Genomic DNA, 16,246 nt, shown 5'->3' with positions numbered 1-16,246 from the left:
ATTTAGTTCCCGTTCTTGTCGAAGTCGCGGAAGAAGCTTTCGACATGATCAGCCTCCAACGCCGGCAGGGTTGGAGGGTTCCAGCGAGGGGTTTTGTCCTTGTCGATCAGCAGGGCGCGGACGCCTTCGATCAGGTCGCCACGGGCAAACCATTGGCGGTCCAGGTGCAGTTCCAGGGCAAAGCACTGCTCCAGCGGCAGGTGGCGCCCGCGACGCAGCATCTGCAGGGTCACGGCCATGGCCAGGGGGGAGCGCGTCTGCATCAGGCTGGCGGTGGTCAATGCCCAGTCATGGCTGTCGGCGACGGTGACTTGCTGCAATTGCTCGACGATGCTCGGCACGTCCGGCAAGGCAAAGAAGTGATCGATGGCTGGGCGTAGCGCCGCCAGAGGGGCGTCGGGCAATTGTTGCACCGCGAGGCTGGCCAGCAGGCCTTGCAGGTCCTTGAGGGGAGAATCGTGCCATTCCAGGCGGTCCAGGCGCTGGTCGAGGTCGGCGAGCCGGGCGCTGTCGAGGTACCAGTCCGCCAGGCCGCAATACAGGGCGTCGGCGGCACGAATCTGCACGCCGGTCACCCCGAGGTAGATCCCCAGTTCCCCGGAAATGCGCGGCAGGAAATAGCTGCCGCCCACGTCAGGGAAATACCCGATGGCCACCTCGGGCATTGCCAGGCGGCTGCGGTCGGTGACCACCCGCAGGTCGGCGCCTTGCACCAGGCCCATGCCACCGCCAAGGACGAAGCCGTCCATCAGTGCCAGGACCGGTTTGCGATAGTTGTGAATGGCGAGGTCGAGGGCGTATTCCTCGACGAAGAAGTCTTCGTGGAGGGTGTCGCCGCTCTTGAAGCTGTCGTACAGCGAGCGAATGTCGCCGCCGGCGCAGAAGGCTTTTTCACCGGCACCGCGCAACACCACGGCATGCACCTGGGGATCCTCCGCCCACGCCTGCAAATGCCGGCTGAGGCTGCGGACCATGTCCAGGGTGAGGGCGTTAAGGCCTGCGGGGCGATTGAGGGTCAGGTGGCCAATATGGTTGCGTACGTGCGCCAGGACCTCGTCTTGCACAATCCCGGCGCTGCTTGCCTCGGATGAAACCTGAGCAGTCATCTCTAACTCCCTGCTTTTATTGTTCTTTATCAAGATGTTCGCGGGCGAACCATCTCGCGATCGTACCAGTGCAAATTTGCCCAGTACAAGTCGGAATCATGCAGGTCGTTTTTGCATTTTTGCCTTATGGAGGAGGCTGGCCCTGGTGCTGGAAAACCGCGCCGATGGTGCGCCGCCGGGCATACCGCTCGCTGGCCTGGATCAGCTCTTCCAGTTCCTGCGGGGTAACGTCCAGGAACTGCTCGCGCTCGGCGAGGGCCTGCTTGAGGTCCTCGGCGCTGATCCCGGGGTTTTCGGTGGCCATTGGCATAAAGATCGGCGCAGCCGGTTCGCGGGTGCCCTTGGGGTAACGCGTGCGCGTGGCGTTGTTGTAGGCCAGCGCGCAGGCCAACAAGGCCGTGGCGCCCAGCATGACTGCGGCAAGTTCGTGCCAGCCCATGGCAATCGAGGCGGGGTCAGCCAGCACCAGGCTCATGGCCAGGCCGCCCGCCGGTGGATGCAGGCAGCGCAGCCAGCAGATCAGGATCACGGTCATCCCGGCAGCCAGGCATGCGCTGCCCAGCGTTCGGCCCAATACCCGGGCCACCAGCAGCGCAACGATCCCGGCACACAGGTAGCTGCCGATGATCGACCAGGGCTGGGCCAGCGCGCCGGAGGATACGGCAAACAGCAGCACCGCCGAGGCTCCCAGCGGGCCTATCAGGTGCAGGGCCACCTCGGTGCCGAACACCTGGGCGCATACCCAGACGCTGAACAGTGTGCCCAGGGCCATGCCGATGGCGGCACGACTCCATTCGGCAGGGCGGGTATTGATGGCAGCGGGTAACCAGCGAGCGAGCATTGACAGACGATCCGTGAAAAGCGGGCGAAAAAAAAGGCTTGCCTGGTTTCCCGGAAAAGCCCTTTAAAGAAGTTCCTGCATTTGGGGGAGGAACCTGCGCAGTGTGCCAATCGATGAAGACTGCTGCCAATGCATATTAATGCAGGTCAAGTGCAGTATTTTTGCAGTAAAACGTGTCAGCCAAACGGTATCAGGCGGGTTGGCGGTGGCATGGGGTTGCTGATCTTGCCCAGCACACGGTCATCGGTTTCCTCGTTGATCAGCAGGTTTTGTACATTTTCCCGCAGCGATGGATTGTTGGCCAATGGCCCCTTGAGCACCACCAGTGCATCACGCAGTTCCATCAGCCGATCCAGTTTTGGCAGCGGGATGTAACCCGCATTGACTCTGTCGCGGGACAAAGGCGCGACAGCGTCAGAGGTTGAGGGGTCGGGCAATCGACGGTCGGACACAAAACATTCCTCTAAATGAAATAAACGGCAGCGCTGAATGCTGTTTAAAAGGTCTTTATTGTTATTTCGACTGTTCGTTTAAGCGGGGCATGTCTTGATTGATGGCTTGCTGCTACGTTCGTCGAGTTTCTTTCGAAAGTAACAGGAATGCCTTACACCGCACCTTTGGAACTTCTGAAAATAGTTAAAAGGTATTAAATAATTAACTCGCTTGGCAGGCGAGTCTACAGTCGAGGGCTAGGGGCGGGAAGAGGGCGTCTTATCGGTAGCAGCGTATAGATGCGTAGGATGTTTCTCGATAGTTGCTACGCTAAAAGTTTCGAAGTTGAATGGGCAAAGAAGTTTCTTACATACACTTGGATTTATAACTACTGAATGTACTGGCGCGGGATAAGCGGTTGGTTCCGCTTATCCCGCGCCCTGTATCAAGGTTGTGCGGGTTTGATCAAATGCAGCAGTACGTAAGGGTTCTTGTCGAACTGGCCGGTCAGTACCGGCTGCAGTGAACGAAAACGCGGGTCACTCAACGCTTCATAGTCCGACTGGCTCATGATCAGCCATGCAGGAGCCTGGATCGGCGCCAGGTCGGCAGGCAACTGGGTAAACAACGGCACCCGGTCGCAATCGAGGTTGACCATGAACTTGATGGCTTTTGCGTCCTTGCCCAGTGCGTGCAATACCAGCGGCGCCGGTTGTAGCTGGGTCAGCGCATGGGCCTGGAGGGTAAAGGTGCGCGTGTCATACAACCGGCGCTCCAGCGGCTCGACCATCACGATATACGCCAGCCACACCGCCAATACCGCGGCGAAGGCCGGGCCCACGTAGCGAAAGCGCTGGTTGAACAGCAAGCCCAGTGCCAGCACCTGGATCGCGATCAGGATCCCGAACACCGGATTGAGGCTGCCAATCTGCTCGGGGAAGCGGTGACGCGCCACGAACAAGCCTGCGATCAGCAGCCCCGGAATGACCGTCCACAACCCCAGCATCAGCCAGCGCAGCCCGGCGAACAGTCTGCCTCGCGACACCTGGAATGGATACGCGGCGATGATTGCTGCCAGGGGCAGCATCGGCAGCACATAGCGCGCTTTTTTCGCCTGGGGCACCGACAAGCCGATCATCACGATCAAGCCGGCGGCGAGGCAGTACAGCACCAGTTTCAGCGCCGGGCCCTTGTCCTCGCGGCCACTGGCGACTATCGCAATCAGCGCGAGTATTGCCAACGGATACGCCGGCGCATAGTTGCCCAGCGAACTGCTGAAGTAATACAGCGCGCTGCCGGAGCCTTCGGTGCCGTCCATGCGACCCAGGAACTGCATGCGGATCACGTCCTGCATGAACGTTTCACCGCCACTGAGCTTGGCCAGCAGCAGCAGCAGGCCCACGCACGCCGCCAGTAACGCCAACGCCAGCAGGCCGAAACTGAAGAGCTGGCGCCATTGCCGGTTGATCAGGTAATAGCTGCACAGCATGCCGGTGGGGATCACCAGGCCGATCGGCCCACGGATCGCGAACCCCACGATCAGCAGCGCAAACAGCCAGTGCAGGCGCTTGCCGGCGCCGAAGTGGTCGTGGGCGTAACCCAGGTAGAAGACTGTCAGGGCCACTGCCGCCAGCATCTGGTCGAGGGACACCGCGCGGGTTTCGCTGATGAAGGTACTGCTGAGCAGCATCACCGCGATGCTCAGCAGTGCCCAGCGCCGGGAGTAGGGCGCGGTCAGCCGGTAGAGCAGCACCACGATCAGTGCCGAAGCGATGGCCGTGGGCAGCCAGGCCGTCAGGCTGGTGACCTGCCCCAGGGGCACCGACAGCAGCCAGGTCAGCAGCGTCGAGGTGGCCAGGTAATCGGCATAAGGTTGCCCGTACGTGGTCGGGAAGAACCCCGGCCCGTGGCGCAGCATCTCCTGGGCGAACAGCACGAAGCGCGAGTCAAAGCCGATGATTGCCTGGTTCCAGTTGCCTGCGATAAACAGGACCAGTGCCAGGAGCCCCAGGATCCATGAGTGTCGGCGGATCGTCGGGCTGAGCAGGGGCCGATGAGCTTTGTCCACGTCTCAGGCTTCCTCGGCCTGAGGCGCCCAGTTTTGCTGGGGGATCGGCAAGTTGCAGGAATCGCCGCGGCCCATCGGGAAGTACTGGATGCCTTTGCGTGCCAGGCGTTCGCCGTCGTACAGGTTGCGGCCGTCGAAGATCACCGGGGTTTTCAGGCGTTGCTGGATCAGGTCGAAGTCCGGTGCCTTGAACTGTTGCCATTCTGTGCAGATGATCAAGGCGTCAGAGCCACTCAGGGTGGATTCCGGGGTGCCCATCAGCATCAGGCGCGGGTCATCACCGTAGATGCGCTGGGTTTCCTGCATGGCTTCCGGGTCAAACGCACGTACATTGGCGCCGGCGGCCCACAAGGCTTCCATCAGCACCCGGCTTGGCGCATCGCGCATGTCGTCGGTGTTGGGCTTGAACGCCAGGCCCCACAAGGCGAAGGTCTTGCCGCGCAGGTCGCCCTTGAAGAATGCATTGGCGCGTTCGAACAGCTTGCTCTTCTGGCGCTGGTTGATGGCTTCCACGGCTTCCAGCAGGTCGCTGGAGCAGTTGGCGGCCTTGGCGCTGTGGATCAGGGCGCGCATGTCCTTGGGGAAACACGAGCCGCCATAACCGCAGCCTGGGTAGATGAAGTGGTAGCCGATACGCGAGTCGGCACCAATGCCCAGGCGCACGGCTTCGATGTCGGCGCCCAGGTGTTCGGCCAGTTCGGCGATCTGGTTGATAAAGCTGATCTTGGTGGCCAGCATGCAGTTGGCGGCGTACTTGGTCAGTTCGGCGCTGCGCAGGTCCATGAAGATGATGCGGTCGTGGTTGCGGTTGAACGGTGCATACAACTCACGCATCACCTCGCGCACTTCTTCACGTTCGCAGCCGATGACGATCCGGTCCGGGCGGCGGCAGTCGGCAACGGCCGAGCCTTCCTTGAGGAATTCCGGGTTGGAGACGATATCGAACTCCAGGTGGCGGCCGGCAATGCGCAGGGCTTTTTCCATGTGCGCACGCAAGGTGTCGCCGGTGCCTACGGGTACGGTGGATTTTTCCACGAGGATCACCGGGTCGATACGGTGGCGAGCCACTGCATCGCCCACGGACAGCACGTATTTCAGGTCGGCCGAACCGTCTTCATCGGAGGGGGTGCCCACGGCGATGAACAGCACTTCGCCATGTTCGACGGCGAGTTTTTCATCATAGGTAAACGTCAGGCGTCCGCCTTCGAGGTTTTCCTTGACCATGGCCGCCAGCCCCGGCTCGAAGATGCTCACGTGGCCCTGTTGCAGCAGCTTGACCTTGTTCTCGTCAACGTCCATGCAGATGACATCGTGACCGACTTCGGCCAATACGGTGGCCTGCACCAGACCGACGTAACCACTACCAAATACACTGATTTTCATGGGGCATTCCTGGGACTTGTGGTGCTAGCACGACGAGAGTTGATAGTCAGGACTCCGAGAATGACCAAGGCCACTCCCGCAGTTTTTGAAAGCGAAAAATGTTCGTTGAACACCGGCAGGCTGGCGGCCAGCAGGTAGACCAATGCGTAGCTGATGCTGAGCAGCGAGTAGGCACGGCCCAGCGGCAGGTCTTTGAGCGCGCCAAGCCAGCAGAGCATCGACAGGGCATAGGCGATGATCGCCAGGATCACCACGCCCAGTGCGCCGAGGTCGATGGCACCCGTGTTGAGTGCTGTCAGCCATTCGGTGGGCAATGGCAGGCGCGTCATGCTCCAGCGCATGCCCAACTGGGCACCGCTGACCAGTGCCACGCTGCCCAGGGCCAGGGCAAAACCGCGAGCGCGACTCATACCTGACGCCCCAGCAGCACCACACCGGCAATCACCAGCAGCACGCCGAACCAGTGGCGACCATCGATGTGTTCGTGGAACACAAAGCGCGCCACCAGGGTGACCAATACAAAGTTGAGGCTCAGCATCGGGTAGGCGATGCCGACTTCCAAACGTTGCAGCACCAGCAGCCACACCAGCAAACCCAGGCCCAGGCACACCAGCGCCGACCACAGCCACGGCGAGCGCAGCTTCAGGGCCCAACCGTCGGGCTGGTCACGCCAGCCTTCCACGGCAAACTTCTGGGACACCTGGCCCATGCAGGTCAGCAGGCAGGCACCTAACAACAGCAACAGAGTGGTCATGGCGCGCTCTGCGGGAAGATCAGAATCACGATATTGCCCTGCTCGTAACGCTTGCCGTCTTTGGGCAGCAGGTCCACTTCCTGGCGTTCGTCGTCACCCTTGACCCGCATCACCACGCCCACCGAGCCTTGCTTGCGCGCCTCGCTCATCCATTGCTGGACGCTGGCGGCATCGATCTTGCGGTAAGCGGTGTCCGGGAAGGCGATGCCGTATTTCACTTCGCCAACGGTGTTGTAGAGCATCACTTCAGGACGCTGCAGGCGCCATGACAAGGCCGATGCGGCGCCGAGGTCGTTGCTCAGCAACGCAGTGGTCGGCTGCAGCTCCTGGAGGTGGTCGATGATGAACTGGTCGGGGGTCTTGTTATAAACCACCGAGTGCGGCAACGCGGCCGGCACCAGCGCCACCAGCAACCAGCTGCCCATCACCGGTGCGGCCCACATGTGCAACGGGCGGGCGGCTTGCAGCAGGTTGGCGATGATCCAGCCGAACAGGAAGACGAACACCAGCACCAGGCTGAGTGTTTCCTGGCCGTGCTCGTACACCGGTTTTTTCAGCTGGAACCAGGTCAGGGCCAGCAACGCCAATATGCCAATGACCAGATTCACCCAGCCGTTGATGCGCAGTACGCGGCCACGGGCCTGGGCCAGTTTGTCGGCGAGGGTATGCCCCATCAGCAGCGCCAGTGGCAGCAGGCACGGCATGATGTACGACGGCAGCTTGCCCTTGGCCAGGCTGAAGAACGCCAGCGGCATCAGCAGCCACAGCAGCAGGAAGGCGACCTTGCTGTTGCGTTTTTCCAGCCATGCCTGCTTCACGGTGGACGGCAGCAACGCCATCCACGGCAGGGTGAACGCAACCATCAGCGGCAGGTAATACCAGAAGGGCTCGGAGTGCTGGGCGTCGTCGCCGGCAAAGCGCTGGATGTGCTCGTGCCAGAAGAAGAAATTCCAGTAGTCCGGTTCCTGGGCATGCACCATCAGCGCCCAGGGCAGGCTCACGACAATCGCCACCACCACGGCCACCAGGCCATAGGTGAGCAGTTCACGAATGCGTTTTTGCCAGAGCACGTAGGGCAGGGCGATCAGCACCGGCAGCAACCAGGCAAGGAAACCCTTGGTCATGAACCCCATGCCGCAGGCGAACCCGAGCAAGGCCCACGACCACAGGCGGCCGCGGGTGGTGGTGCTGTCGAAGCAGAACCACAGCGCCGCCCCGGTCAGGTTGACCCAGAAGGTGAACTGCGGGTCGAGGTTCGCATAGCCCGCCAGGAACGCGACGCTGACAAAACTCATGTACAGCACGGCGCTGACCAGGCTCTTGCGCGGGTTGTTCCACAAACGCCGGGCCACGAAATACACCAGCAGGATGCTCAAGCCGGTGCTCAAGGCCGAGGCAAAACGCACGCCGAACAGGTTCTGCCCGAAAATCGCCTGGCCCAGCGCGATCATCCAGTACCCGGCCGCCGGTTTCTCGAAGTAGCGAATCCCCATGAAGTGTGGCGAGGCCCATTTGCCGGTCAGCAGCATTTCCTGGCTGATCTGCGCATAGCGGGTTTCGTCGGGAATCCACAGGCCGTGGGTGGCCAACGGGATCAGGTAGAACACCCCGAAGGCCAGCAGGAGCAGGGGCAGGGCCCAGCGCCGGATCATGCCTTTTGCACTCCGAGCCAGCCTTCACGGCCGCTCAACGCACCACGCACCAGCTGTTGCTGGGGCAGGGTGGTGAGGTCGGCGGGCAACAGGTCGCCCAACGGTTTGAACGCGATGCCGCGCTGCCCTGCCTGGGCGAGCAACTGGCGAAAATCATTGGCCATCAGAATCCCTTCTACTTCTGCGTGGATCGTATAGACGTTGAGCTTCGACGGCTTGAAGCGGTCGAGGATGTAGCTATTGAAATCCTTGGCGGCCACCACCGGGCCCACGACTTCGTCGAAGGTCGGCATGTCCACCGGAATTTGTGGTGTGCCGGCACTGCCATCCGCCAGGGTCGGCCGGAACAGGCTGGTACCACGGCAATCGCTGTTGTAACGGAAATTGAACTGTTGCTTGGCTTGCACCACGCGCTCATCGGCACGCCAGCCGGCGGCGGCTGAGCAGTCGATGGGTTCACCGAGGATGTCGCTCAAGGTGTCGACGCCACGGCGAATCTGCTCGATCAGCTGTGCATCGCTCCAGCGCCCGGTGTTGGCTTGCCAGCCGTGATGATCCCAGGCGTGCAGCCCGACTTCATGCCCGGCGGCCTTGGCCTGGCGCATCAGGTGCCCCAGGTCGCGACCGATGGGTTTGCCCGGCCACGCGGTGCCGGCCAGCAAAATGTCCCAGCCGTACAAACCGGCCGCGTTGGAGCGCAGCATCTTCCACAGGAACTGCGGGCGGATCAGGCGCCACAAGTGGCGCCCCATGTTGTCCGGCCCGACGCTGAAGAAGAAGGTCGCCTTGACCCCGGCTTCATCAAGCGACTCCAACAACCTTGGCACCCCTTCGCGGGTGCCTCGGTAGGTGTCGACGTCGATGCGTAGACCCGCTTGCATCAACGCTTGTCCGCGATTTCGAGCATGGCTTCACGCAGGAAGAAATCCAGGGTGTTGCCGATGGTTTCGCTCATCTCCACGGTAGGCTCCCAGTTCAGCAGGCGCTTGGCGTTGTCGATGCTTGGCTTGCGGTGCGCCACGTCCTGGTAACCGGTGCCGTAGAACGCCTTGCTTTCCACGTCGCGGAAACCGGCGAACGGAGGGAAGTTGCTGCGCAGCGGGTGAGCTTCGAACTGACGCAGCAGTTCTTCGCCCAGCTGACGGATGCTGGCTTCGTTTTCCGGGTTGCCGATGTTGATGATCTGGCCGTTGCAGTTATCGTTGTCGTTATCAATGATGCGCGCCAGGGCTTCGATGCCGTCGGCGATGTCAGTGAAGCAACGCTTCTGCTCGCCACCGTCGAACAGACGGATCGGCGTGCCTTCCACCAGGTTCAGGATCAGCTGGGTGATGGCGCGGGAGCTGCCGATACGGGCCGAGTCCAGGCGGTCGAGGCGCGGGCCCATCCAGTTGAATGGACGGAACAGGGTGAACTTCAGGCCTTTGTCGCCGTAGGCCCAGATCACGCGGTCCAGCAGTTGCTTGGAGACCGAGTAGATCCAGCGCTGCTTGTTGACCGGGCCCACCACCAGGTTGGAGGTGTCTTCGTCGAAGTACTGGTCCTGGCACATGCCATACACTTCGGAGGTCGACGGGAAGATCACGCGCTTGTTGTACTTCACGCAGTAGCGAACCAGTTTCAGGTTCTCTTCGAAGTCCAGTTCAAATACGCGCAGCGGGTTGCGGGTGTATTCGATCGGGGTGGCGATGGCCACCAGCGGCAGGACCACGTCGCACTTCTTGATGTGGTACTCGATCCACTCGGAGTGGATGCTGATGTCGCCTTCCACATAGTGGAAATTCGGGTGGCTGCGCAGGCGCTCGATGGCGTCGGAGCCGATGTCCAGGCCGTAGATTTCGTAACGGTCGTCACGCAGCAGGCGCTCGGACAGGTGGTTACCGATGAAACCGTTCACGCCCAGGATCAGCACGCGGGTACGACGGGGCTTGCGGCCGGACTCGGCGCCACGCAGCACGGAACCGTCCACCAGGCCCAGTTCATCAGCCAGGGACGGGCCGGCCAGGTACAGGCCGTTCTCGTTGCGCTGGCCGAACTTGACCACCAGGGAGTCTTCACCGCAGGCGATGCGCAGCGGGTTGACGCTGATCACGCGGCCTGGCGCCAGGCCTTCGTTGCCCTTGACGACTTCGGCGTTCCAGACGATCAGCTTGTGCTCGCCCACGGCGCAGAAGGCACCCGGGTATGGTTGGGTAACGGCGCGAACCAGGTTGAACAGCTCTTCAGCCGGTTTTTTCCAATCCAGCTTGCCGTCAGCGGCGGTGCGACGACCGAAGTAGGTGGCCTTGCTTTCGTCCTGGGCGGTTTCGGTCAGCTTGCCTTGCGCCAGTTGCGGCAGGGCATCGCGCAGCAGGTTGGTGGCGGCGTCACGCAGTTTGGCGTGCAGGGTCAGGCCGGTGTCGGTGCGCTCGATCACGACTTTCTGCTGGGCCAGGATCGCGCCGGCATCGGCACGCTTGACCATGCGGTGCAGGGTCACGCCGGTTTCGGTTTCGCCGTTCACCAGCACCCAGTTGGCCGGTGCGCGGCCACGGTACTTAGGCAGCAGGGAGCCGTGCAGGTTGAACGCGCCTTTCTTGGCGGTGGCCAGCAGGGCTTCGCTCAGCAGGTTGCGGTAGTAGAACGAGAAGATGTAGTCCGGGTTCAGCTTGGCGATGCGCTCGATCCACAGCGGGTGGTTGGCGTCTTCCGGGGCGTGTACCGGGATGCCATTGCGGGCGCACAGCTGGGCGACGGAACCGTAGAAATTGTTTTCCTTGGGATCATCGGCATGGGTGAACACGGCAGCAATTTCGTAACCCGCATTGAGCAGGGCTTCAATGCCAGCACAGCCAATATCGTGGTAAGCGAAGACAACAGCGTTTGAATTCATGACGAAACCTGATCGGAAGGAGAAGTAGAGGTGTGGGAGGACGTCAGGCCGTCGACCGTAAAGGTCTCGGCCGGTGCTGCCGGTTGGTTGCGCAGCACTTTTTCGATAAAGAACCGTGGGCGGGCCCGCACATCGCTGTACATGCGGCCCAGGTATTCACCCAGGAGGCCCATGCCGATGAACTGGCCACCGGTGAACACGAACAATACGGCGAACAGCACGAACATGCCGTCGCCAGCCCAGCCGGAGCCGAAAGCGATACGCAGCACGATCAGTGCAAAGGCGAAGAGCATGCCCAGGGCCGCCAGGCTGAAACCGACGATGCTCAACAGGCGCAATGGCGTGGTGGTCATGCAGGTCAGCAGGTCGAACATCAGGCTGATCAGGCGCATCGGGCTGTATTTGGACTCGCCGTGTTCACGCTCGGCGTGATGCACCAGGATTTCTGTGGTGTGGCGCGCAAAACTGTTGGCCAGGATCGGGATAAAGGTGCTGCGCTCGCGACAGGCCAGCATGGCGTCGACGATGGTGCGGCGATAAGCACGCAGCATGCAGCCGTAGTCGCTCATGGCCACGCCGGTGGAGCGTTGCACGGCGAGGTTGATCAGGCGCGACGGCCAGCGGCGGAAGGCCGAGTCCTGGCGGTTGTTGCGCACGGTGGCAACCACGTCATAGCCCAGGGCGGCCTGTTCGACCAAACGCGGGATTTCTTCCGGCGGGTTTTGCAGGTCGGCGTCCAGGGTGATCACCACGTCGCCCCGGCAATGCTCGAAGCCGGCCATGATTGCGGCGTGCTGGCCGTAGTTGCGGTTGAGGATCACCGCCACCACATTGCTGCCTTCGAGCGCGGCGGCGTCTTCCAGCAATTGCGCGGAGTTGTCGCGGCTGCCGTCGTCCACCAGGATGATTTCGTATTCGTAAGCCAGTTGTTTGCAGGCGGCCATGGTGCGGCGCAGCAGTTCAGGCAGGCTTTCTTGTTCGTTGTAGACCGGGATAACGATCGACACGCAATGAATTGGATAGGGTTTCAAAGATTCATTACCTCGGGGGTTAGAGCAACTTGGAGCGTAAAGACAGCAGTTATCGTCAGCCTCGGATGCCGGGCATCCGATCAAAGATAGCGTTGATTTGTGGCATTCATTCGACAGTCCTGACAGGTCACAGTGGGTCTTCCATGGCTTTCGTGAGTAAAGACCAAAATGCTCAAAGGTAAAGCGGAATCAACGAGTTAACCTGCAAAGTACGGTTCGTTCTCAAGTCGTTCCGCCAAGATTAAGCGCAAAAATGTTCAACGAATATGAAACGCAGATGAAAAAGTCGTTTTTTTGGCAGGTAGACAGCTAGGGTTCAGGTAAACAGCAGAAGTACGGACAACGCCGTGCCGATGAGGGGAGAAGGGCCGGTAGGCTTTTTCCGCGCGCGGGCTGGTTCCTGAAGAATCTTCTCTGCAATGCCGCGCAAGTGCCGGTAAAGTAAGCCATCTCTTGCCAGGGCAGTCGGATGAATAGCGTGCAGCGTTTACGGCCAATGTTGATGGTGTTGTTGATGACGGTGGCCTGGGCCACGAGTGTGCGGGCCGATGACGGCGTGGTACTGACGTCCATCGACCAGGTGCCCGATGGCGTAGAAGTGCGGGGTAAACAGGTCGGCGCCTTCGTCTGGAGCGACAAACAGGGCAAGAACCTGTTGGTACTCGCAGAGCAAGTCAGCGAACGCGACGACGACGGTGCGCAGTCGGCCTTTGTCTACGCCGCCCAGTACCTGCTCGACGGTGACCGGCCCAAGCGCCTGTGGATGCTCTACGACGACGTGCAGCATTGCGAGTTCGATGCCGGCGCGCACTTCAACAGCGACGCCACCCGGGTCACCGACCTGCTGGGCGATGGCATCAGCCAGGTCACCGTGGGGTATAGCCGCACCTGCACCAGTGACGTCAGCCCCAATGATTTCAAGCTGATCATGCACATCGGCAAGTCGCAGAAGTACCGCCTGCGCGGCATCGACCGCTATGGCGCCAGCTGGTGGGATGAAGACGCCGGCGCCCTGCAAGGCATGCCGTTGCCCAAGGATTGCAGCATCGCCGCCCAACAGGCGCTGGTCAGCCAGTACAAGGAGCAGGGTACCGAGCTGCCGCTTCCTGGCTGTTACGGCGACGAAGAAGATTTTGCCAAGGCGCCCAAACCGTACCTGGAGTTCATGCGCCAGCACTGGTTTGCCTTGATGCAGAAGCAGGACACCGACTGGAGCCAGCAGCAGACGCCAGCCCCGGCGGAAGACGATCAGGAATAGCCCCGGGGATTGACCTGCGCTAGACTCTGCGCTCGCCAATTCACTAAATATGTCGATTAAACAGATGGTTAGTCGACATATTTAATCCAAAGGCTGATCTACCTTGACTGAGTCTACCCGCAACCCGCTGACCCTCTATCTCACCCGCCTGGCGCCCTCCAGCCAGCTGACCATGCGCTACGTGCTGCAGGACGCCGCCGACCGCCTGGGTTTTGAAGACATCAACCTCGAAGACATCGACTGGCACCTGCTGCAGCCCGAACACGTCATGGCCCTGGTGGCGGTGCTGCGGGAAGACGGGTATGCGCCGAATACCTCATCGCTGTACGTCAACGCCGTGCGCGGGGTGATGAACGAAGCCTGGCGCATGAGCCTGATCAGCCAGGACCACCTGCTGAAGATGCGCTCGGTCAAGGCCATGGCCGGCACCCGCCTGAGCCAGGGGCGCAACCTGCGGCGTACGCTGATTCGTGAGTTGATGGAAGTCTGCGCCGCCGATCCGCGCCCGCAGGGCCTGCGGGATGCAGCGGTGATCGGGATTCTGTATGGCTCGGGCATGCGCAAGTCGGAATCGGTGAACATCGAGCTGGGCCAGGTCAACTTTGACGAGCGCAGCCTGCAGGTTACCGGCAAGGGCAACAAACAATTGATCAAGTACGCACCGGCCTGGGCCTTTGCCAAGCTGGAGGCGTGGCTGGCGTTTCGCCGCAGCCAGTTGAAACCGGGTGAGCAGGACGATGGTTTCCTGTTCAACCGGATTCGCCGGGGCAGCCATATCACCCGCGAGCGCATCACCAAACACGCGATTTACTACATCGCCCGCCAGCGTGGGGAACAGGTCGGCGTGAAAATCATGCCCCATGATTTCCGCCGTTCGTTTATCACGCGGGTCATTGAAGAGTACGACCTGTCGATCGCCCAGAAGCTGGCGCACCACACCAATATCCAGACCACCGCCACCTACGATGTGCGCGACGACAATGAGCGGCGCAGGGCCGTGGATCGGTTTGACCTGTAGGGCCGCCCGTAACCTGGCCCGCCAACTGCCTTGAACTCTGCCCGGCAGCCGCGCTCGCAATAGTAGGGCGCGGGTTTTGCCGCGTGCCGTGTTTATTCAGTCGAAGGAGCAGACCATGGATACCTACAACATCAACAAGACCGGCACCGGTTGGGCGTTGACCAAGCAGGGCTCGGCACGGCCGTCGAAAACGGCAGAGACCAAGGAGGCGATCGTTGAGTTGGCGAAGGAGTTTCTCAGCGACAAGACGGCGTCGCTGAGGATTCACAGCATGGATGGGCGGATTCAGGAGGAAAGAACCTATCCGCGCAAGGCTGACCCGACACGATCTCCGGGCTGACCGAGCACCCAATGTGGGAGCGGGCTTGCTCGCGAAGGCGGTGGTTCAGTCACAGATGCATTGCCTGACACTCCGCCTTCGCGAGCAAGCCCGCTCCCACACTGGAATTGCATTCGACTCTAGAGAATCGGCTTGCCGCCCGTCACCGCATACCGCGAGCCGGAGATGTAACTCGCCTCATCCGACGCCAGCAACACATAGATCGGTGCTACTTCCAGCGGCTGGCCGGGGCGGCCCAGCGGTGTCTCGCTGCCGAAGCTGTTCACGTCTTCGTCCGGCATCGTCGAGACAATCAACGGCGTCCAGATCGGCCCCGGCGCCACGCTGTTCACGCGGATGCCCTTGCTGCCCAGCAGTTGTGCCAGGCCACCGGTAAAGTTCGCAATCGCGCCCTTGGTGGCGGCGTATGCCAGCAACGTTGGCTTGGGCATATCGGAATTCACCGAGCTGGTATTGATGATCGACCCGCCGGCCTTCATATGCGGCAGCGCCGCCTTGCAGATGCGAAACATCGCGGTGATGTTGATATCGAAGGTCTTGACCCATTCCTCGTCGGGTATCTCTTCGAGGGTCTCGTGGGTCATCTGGAATGCGGCGTTATTGACCAGCACGTCGATCCGCCCGAACTGCTCGACGGTCTGGTCGACAATCGCCTGGCAGTTGGCTTTTTGCGCGAGGTCGCCGGGCAGCAACAGGCATTGGCGGCCGGCTTCTTCAACCCAGCGTGCGGTTTCCTTCGCGTCCTCGTGTTCGTCCAGGTAGGCGATGGCCACATCGGCACCTTCGCGGGCAAAGGCAATCGCCACGGCGCGGCCGATACCGCTGTCGGCGCCGGTGATCAGGGCGATCTTGTTGGCCAGGCGGCCGGAGCCGGTGTAGCTCTTCTCGCCGCAGTCGGGATAGGGGTCCATCTTCTTCTGCGAACCGGGAACGGATTGGGCCTGGCTGGCGAAAGGTGGGCGTGGGTAGTCAGTCATCTCAATCTCCATAGATCACAACGGGTTCTATGGATTAGTGATTTTCAGCTGCCGGATAGTTGTAATCGATGCCGGCCGAGCCCGACGAATGGTTTGCGCTCAACCGTGCTGGCAGGCATCGCCCAGGCGCATGTAGTCCAGTTCATGACGCACGCCGTGGCTGTCGATGTAGACCATGTGACCCTTGACCGGCCCGCATTCGGTGGAGGATTCGGTACTGACGCGCACCACCTTGGCGATGTCCAGGTCCTGGGAATAGTCGTACGCCTCGCTGGCGGGGGCGTTGGCACTCACAGTGGGTGCCGGGGTTTCGCCCTGGGCGAAGGCAAGTGTGCTGAACAGGCCCAGCACGGCGATAAGCAGATAACGCATGAGAACCTCCGACACCACGAAGGTGGTGGCTTGACTGTGGGGTTCATTCTACAAAGCGCCTGGCGCGGGGATGAACGCTTGCGGGCCAATAGAAGACATCAGCCAAATCGATGCAGCAAGCCTCTTATAACCGGTTATAAAC

General features: G+C 61.2%; 16 protein-coding genes. 3 read left to right on the top strand and 13 right to left on the bottom strand.

All coding sequences use genetic code 11. The annotated features are described in order from the left end of the window. Positions 1-2 precede the first annotated feature (2 nt). The 11 genes from HX869_RS18930 to arnC all read right to left on the bottom strand — a co-directional run bounded on the left by HX869_RS18930 (position 3) and on the right by arnC (position 12,139). Positions 3-1,106, bottom strand: coding sequence for an enoyl-CoA hydratase/isomerase family protein (locus tag HX869_RS18930; protein ID WP_178903505.1), 1,104 nt, complete (start codon positions 1,104-1,106; stop codon positions 3-5). Between the two features lie 124 nt (positions 1,107-1,230). Further along, positions 1,231-1,947, bottom strand: coding sequence for an HPP family protein (locus tag HX869_RS18925; RefSeq protein ID WP_102604350.1), 717 nt, complete (start codon positions 1,945-1,947; stop codon positions 1,231-1,233). A 176-nt stretch (positions 1,948-2,123) separates the two neighbouring features. Continuing rightward, on the bottom strand, positions 2,124-2,303 hold the full coding sequence (locus HX869_RS18920; protein ID WP_256344058.1) for a type VI secretion system contractile sheath small subunit: 180 nt from the start codon (positions 2,301-2,303) through the stop codon (positions 2,124-2,126). A 521-nt stretch (positions 2,304-2,824) separates the two neighbouring features. After that, complete coding sequence (locus HX869_RS18915; protein WP_178903504.1) at positions 2,825-4,447, bottom strand: phospholipid carrier-dependent glycosyltransferase; 1,623 nt, start codon at positions 4,445-4,447, stop codon at positions 2,825-2,827. 3 nt (positions 4,448-4,450) lie between these two features. Continuing rightward, positions 4,451-5,830 carry a UDP-glucose/GDP-mannose dehydrogenase family protein gene (locus tag HX869_RS18910; RefSeq protein WP_102369058.1) on the bottom strand — a complete coding sequence of 460 codons (1,380 nt, stop codon included), beginning with the start codon at positions 5,828-5,830 and terminating at the stop codon, positions 4,451-4,453. Continuing rightward, positions 5,827-6,240 (bottom strand): 4-amino-4-deoxy-L-arabinose-phosphoundecaprenol flippase subunit ArnF, encoded by a 414-nt coding sequence (gene arnF, locus HX869_RS18905; protein WP_177021107.1) that lies wholly within the window; start codon positions 6,238-6,240, stop codon positions 5,827-5,829. The genes HX869_RS18910 and arnF overlap by 4 nt, the downstream gene beginning before the upstream one ends. Beyond that, positions 6,237-6,584: a 4-amino-4-deoxy-L-arabinose-phosphoundecaprenol flippase subunit ArnE gene (gene arnE / locus HX869_RS18900; protein ID WP_003217625.1), complete on the bottom strand. Its 348-nt coding sequence runs from the start codon at positions 6,582-6,584 to the stop codon at positions 6,237-6,239. Before arnE ends, arnF begins: the two co-directional genes overlap by 4 nt. After that, the gene (gene arnT / locus HX869_RS18895) at positions 6,581-8,236 is read right to left on the bottom strand and encodes a lipid IV(A) 4-amino-4-deoxy-L-arabinosyltransferase (RefSeq protein WP_178903503.1); all 1,656 of its coding nucleotides are present in this window, start codon (positions 8,234-8,236) and stop codon (positions 6,581-6,583) included. The genes arnE and arnT overlap by 4 nt, the downstream gene beginning before the upstream one ends. Then, positions 8,233-9,117 carry a 4-deoxy-4-formamido-L-arabinose-phosphoundecaprenol deformylase gene (gene arnD / locus HX869_RS18890; RefSeq protein ID WP_023658828.1) on the bottom strand — a complete coding sequence of 295 codons (885 nt, stop codon included), beginning with the start codon at positions 9,115-9,117 and terminating at the stop codon, positions 8,233-8,235. The genes arnT and arnD overlap by 4 nt, the downstream gene beginning before the upstream one ends. Continuing rightward, a complete protein-coding gene (arnA, locus tag HX869_RS18885) occupies positions 9,117-11,108 on the bottom strand; it encodes a bifunctional UDP-4-amino-4-deoxy-L-arabinose formyltransferase/UDP-glucuronic acid oxidase ArnA (RefSeq protein ID WP_008433433.1) in 1,992 nt (663 codons plus the stop codon). Before arnA ends, arnD begins: the two co-directional genes overlap by 1 nt. Then, positions 11,105-12,139, bottom strand: coding sequence for an undecaprenyl-phosphate 4-deoxy-4-formamido-L-arabinose transferase (gene arnC / locus HX869_RS18880; RefSeq protein WP_003217633.1), 1,035 nt, complete (start codon positions 12,137-12,139; stop codon positions 11,105-11,107). The genes arnA and arnC overlap by 4 nt, the downstream gene beginning before the upstream one ends. Before the next feature lie 469 nt (positions 12,140-12,608). On the opposite strand from arnC, the gene HX869_RS18875 reads away from it, so the two are divergent. The 3 genes from HX869_RS18875 to HX869_RS18865 all read left to right on the top strand — a co-directional run bounded on the left by HX869_RS18875 (position 12,609) and on the right by HX869_RS18865 (position 14,755). Further along, positions 12,609-13,397, top strand: a complete 789-nt coding sequence (locus HX869_RS18875; protein ID WP_178903502.1) for a M949_RS01915 family surface polysaccharide biosynthesis protein — start codon at positions 12,609-12,611, stop codon at positions 13,395-13,397. A gap of 103 nt (positions 13,398-13,500) precedes the next feature. Further along, complete coding sequence (xerC, locus tag HX869_RS18870) at positions 13,501-14,415, top strand: tyrosine recombinase XerC (protein ID WP_087692998.1); 915 nt, start codon at positions 13,501-13,503, stop codon at positions 14,413-14,415. A 115-nt stretch (positions 14,416-14,530) separates the two neighbouring features. Then, entirely contained in the window at positions 14,531-14,755 is a 225-nt protein-coding gene (locus HX869_RS18865; RefSeq protein ID WP_003217639.1) for a DUF2188 domain-containing protein, read from the top strand. Positions 14,756-14,874: 119 nt separating this feature from the next. On the opposite strand, the gene HX869_RS18860 is transcribed toward HX869_RS18865, so the two are convergent. After that, a complete protein-coding gene (locus HX869_RS18860; RefSeq protein WP_178903501.1) occupies positions 14,875-15,732 on the bottom strand; it encodes an SDR family oxidoreductase in 858 nt (285 codons plus the stop codon). Between the two features lie 99 nt (positions 15,733-15,831). Next, positions 15,832-16,104, bottom strand: a complete 273-nt coding sequence (locus tag HX869_RS18855; protein WP_008433423.1) for a DUF2790 domain-containing protein — start codon at positions 16,102-16,104, stop codon at positions 15,832-15,834. Positions 16,105-16,246: the final 142 nt, after the last annotated feature.

Source organism: Pseudomonas sp. P7779, from assembly GCF_013386315.1.
GTDB lineage: Bacteria > Pseudomonadota > Gammaproteobacteria > Pseudomonadales > Pseudomonadaceae > Aquipseudomonas.
This window is presented reverse-complemented; position numbering and strand designations above follow the sequence as displayed.

Bases quoted from the DNA above. Each gene is read 5' to 3' on its own strand.
- HX869_RS18930 (WP_178903505.1), bottom strand. From the start codon at position 1,106: ATGACTGCTCAGGTTTCATCCGAGGCAAGCAGCGCCGGGATTGTGCAA.
- arnE (WP_003217625.1), bottom strand. From the start codon at position 6,584: ATGACCACTCTGTTGCTGTTGTTAGGTGCCTGCCTGCTGACCTGCATG.
- HX869_RS18855 (WP_008433423.1), bottom strand. From the start codon at position 16,104: ATGCGTTATCTGCTTATCGCCGTGCTGGGCCTGTTCAGCACACTTGCC.
- arnD (WP_023658828.1), bottom strand. From the start codon at position 9,117: ATGCAAGCGGGTCTACGCATCGACGTCGACACCTACCGAGGCACCCGC.
- HX869_RS18925 (WP_102604350.1), bottom strand. From the start codon at position 1,947: ATGCTCGCTCGCTGGTTACCCGCTGCCATCAATACCCGCCCTGCCGAA.
- HX869_RS18875 (WP_178903502.1), top strand. From the start codon at position 12,609: ATGAATAGCGTGCAGCGTTTACGGCCAATGTTGATGGTGTTGTTGATG.
- arnF (WP_177021107.1), bottom strand. From the start codon at position 6,240: ATGAGTCGCGCTCGCGGTTTTGCCCTGGCCCTGGGCAGCGTGGCACTG.
- HX869_RS18860 (WP_178903501.1), bottom strand. From the start codon at position 15,732: ATGACTGACTACCCACGCCCACCTTTCGCCAGCCAGGCCCAATCCGTT.
- arnA (WP_008433433.1), bottom strand. From the start codon at position 11,108: ATGAATTCAAACGCTGTTGTCTTCGCTTACCACGATATTGGCTGTGCT.
- arnT (WP_178903503.1), bottom strand. From the start codon at position 8,236: ATGATCCGGCGCTGGGCCCTGCCCCTGCTCCTGCTGGCCTTCGGGGTG.
- HX869_RS18865 (WP_003217639.1), top strand. From the start codon at position 14,531: ATGGATACCTACAACATCAACAAGACCGGCACCGGTTGGGCGTTGACC.
- HX869_RS18910 (WP_102369058.1), bottom strand. From the start codon at position 5,830: ATGAAAATCAGTGTATTTGGTAGTGGTTACGTCGGTCTGGTGCAGGCC.